General features: G+C 38.2%; 4 protein-coding genes. All 4 read right to left on the bottom strand.

Annotation, left to right across the window (positions count from 1 at the left end; translation table 11 throughout):
• Nucleotides 1-335 (bottom strand): recombinase RecT (locus tag PVV57_RS10225; RefSeq protein WP_273784034.1); only part of this gene is annotated, 335 nt, incomplete at its 3' end.
• A 76-nt stretch (nucleotides 336-411) separates the two neighbouring features.
• On the bottom strand, nucleotides 412-942 hold the full coding sequence (locus PVV57_RS10220) for a hypothetical protein (protein ID WP_273719589.1): 531 nt from the start codon (nucleotides 940-942) through the stop codon (nucleotides 412-414).
• Nucleotides 942-1,481: a hypothetical protein gene (locus PVV57_RS10215; protein WP_273719590.1), complete on the bottom strand. Its 540-nt coding sequence runs from the start codon at nucleotides 1,479-1,481 to the stop codon at nucleotides 942-944. The genes PVV57_RS10220 and PVV57_RS10215 overlap by 1 nt, the downstream gene beginning before the upstream one ends.
• 12 nt (nucleotides 1,482-1,493) lie before the next feature.
• The coding region (locus tag PVV57_RS10210) for a phage antirepressor KilAC domain-containing protein (protein WP_273784032.1) at nucleotides 1,494-1,727 on the bottom strand (234 nt) is incomplete at its 5' end.

Raw genomic sequence — 1,727 nt, 5'->3', positions numbered from 1 at the left:
CCTTTGAGACGAATAGCACATTTGATAGCAATCAAATTACCGTCTTTATCGAGTTGATCTTGAAAAGTCATGCCATCGAATTGAGAATTAGATTTGATGATTTTAATCCACCCATCAATAGAGACAACAGGGATAATACCGCCGCCTTTTTTAGGGAATGCATAGATTTCTTTTGTTAATGGGTTTAATCCATAAGTATTGGCAACAGAGATAAAAGCAGCGAATTCTTCATCAGAGAAGTTATGATTGATACATGTTTTGATAATTGTTTTACGAAATTCATCATGAGAAAACCCATATTTTTTTGCCATAGTGGCTAATTGTGCATTTGTCATTATTGTTTCCTTATTTTACGCGCAACTCACCCGTGGCGTGAATCACGCATGTGTTAAAGGTTGTTTGGTTTGGTTGTTAGAAAGGATTGTAATCCTCTGTTGAAGGTTCGCGGTTATCGCCAATCATGGCTAGTCCAGAAAGTTCAAAGTCTCCATAAACATTTACATAACCGCAGACCAATACCTTGTCGTAAATTTTTGTATTTCCGTAGATAGATGCACCGCAGCAAGCTTTTGCATTTCCATAAATCTGAGCATTTTCATAAATCACTGTACCGGAAACACATGCGTTGTCGTAGATACGTGCATTATCAGAAACTTTAGCACCATTGGTAACCTGCGCATTTCCAAAAACCTTGGCATTTTTACTAACTTGCGATGCAACATCAATTATCGCATTATCACAAACTACAGCATCATCATAAACAGCGGACAAACCACGAACCCAACAATTTCCATTATGCGATAGGTTGTTTTCATGTTCTATAAAGCCGCCAAGGTCACCTTTTTTGACATTTCCAAAATCTCTCAATGCACGTATGCGATAAGTTAACTTATTTCCGTATATCCAAGTTGTCTCATCAGTCAGTTCGTATTTCTTTTCCATTAGTTTGCTCCAGTGGATATTCTGCTATTTCCACCAATCCATTCTTCACAACTTAAATCCGCATCACCGTAAACTTTTACATTTCCGTAAATGTGTGTATTACCACCAACTTTTGCATTTCCATAAACGCTTGCCCTATCGTAAATGCATGCTTCATCATAAACATGAGAATTGCCATAAACATGTGCATGATCAAAAACTTTAGTGTCACCGTAAACTAATGCATCACCGTAAATTTCCGCATAATTGTAAACGTATGCTTCACCAGAAACTTGTGCATTCCCATAAACCCGCGCATCACCATAAACATAGGCATAACCGGAAATATGTGCATTTTGATAAACACGAGCATTATCATAAACCCTAGCATAATCTCCAATCCAACAATCGCCCCCATGACTAAGATTACCTTCCTTTTCAATAAAACCGCCAAGGTCACCTTTTTTGACATTTCCAAAATCTTTTAAGGCACGTATGCGGTAAAGCGTGTGTCCTCCAACTTCATCCATTTCATCAGTCAGTTCGTATTTCTTTTCCATGGTTTATTTCCTTTAATGTACGCTTTGTCGTTTCATTTCTTGAGACAGCACCCCCATGCCTTTTGTTGTAATTTTAGCAGCTGGTACGACTTTTTCTGTTCCTTCTGTTGTTTGAATGGTGTGTGTAGGACAATCCATAAGACCTTTTTGGATTTTATCTTGATAAGGCAACAAAGGAGCCCCGAAAGTGCGTCGATACACCCATCCTTTTTTCTGTAGGAACTGAATGAACTGTTTTGGTTGCAT

Source organism: Bartonella sp. AU15XJBT (assembly GCF_028618615.1).
Classification (GTDB): domain Bacteria; phylum Pseudomonadota; class Alphaproteobacteria; order Rhizobiales; family Rhizobiaceae; genus Bartonella.
This window is presented reverse-complemented; position numbering and strand designations above follow the sequence as displayed.